The sequence below is a fragment of the Psychrobacter sp. NG27 genome, assembly GCF_016106655.1.
Lineage (GTDB): Bacteria > Pseudomonadota > Gammaproteobacteria > Pseudomonadales > Moraxellaceae > Psychrobacter.
Map to the genome: position 1 here is coordinate 1 of NZ_JADGIN010000027.1, position 804 is coordinate 804.

The following is an 804-nucleotide window of genomic DNA, read 5'->3' on the forward strand; positions in this document are numbered from 1 at the left end:
GGTGGTGTTCTAAAAAGTATGCTGGCATCAGACATAACCATAGTTAATATAAAAGAATAACAGATCGAATACTTTAAAGTGATTGTCGAGCTTTTTAGAGAAGCAACATGTCTTTCTAACGGCTCGCCTCAACCGGTGCCTTAAACGACAGTTATTACCCTCTATACCCACAGTATGCTCTTTACCAATCTGCTTAGGATCTGCTGTAAAAGCCGTCTTAAAACTACGCCAGTTGTCCATACTGATTGAACCATAGTGAACCTTAAGTTGCTTAAGCCTGGCTCGCAGCTTTTTAGCGGTCTTTAAGTCACGTTTGCCCCAGACATAAGCGACTATCTCATTAGTAGCGCGGTCATAAGCATAAATAAGCCAGACTTTACGTTTCTTACGGTACACGTAAGTCCAGAACTCATCAACCTCTAGTCGGTCATAGTAGCGCTTTTTAGGAGCAATCTCATAAACGGATGAACCTATGGTACTGAGCACTTTGCCCATGCTAACAGAAGCAATAACGGCTATATCTCTAACACCGCAACCCCTAACTGTCATGAGCCGTATGAGGTCTTCTATTCTAGAGTGGCAGCCATTATAAGTTAAGGCATGATCGCCAATAAACTGGCGTTTGCAGTCCTTACATTGGTAATTCTGTTTGCCATAGCTTTTTATGCCATTCTTCTTTAAACTGGAATTGTGACAGTCGGGGCAATTGATTTCTATTTGTGTCTTCATAACCTCAAATATATCATCTTGCTTCGGCTATCACCCCTCCTTCAATTCCTCAGCATACTTTTTGATACACCACCA

General features: G+C 41.7%; 1 protein-coding gene. It reads right to left on the reverse strand.

The features are described from left to right. Positions 1-27: 27 nt before the first annotated feature. Complete coding sequence (locus IP485_RS13695) at positions 28-729, reverse strand: IS1 family transposase (protein WP_198327771.1); 702 nt, start codon at positions 727-729, stop codon at positions 28-30. Positions 730-804: the final 75 nt, after the last annotated feature.

What these genes read in the sequence shown, in the direction of transcription:
- IP485_RS13695 (WP_198327771.1), bottom strand. Translation starts at nt 729, where the DNA reads ATGAAGACACAAATAGAAATCAATTGCCCCGACTGTCACAATTCCAGT.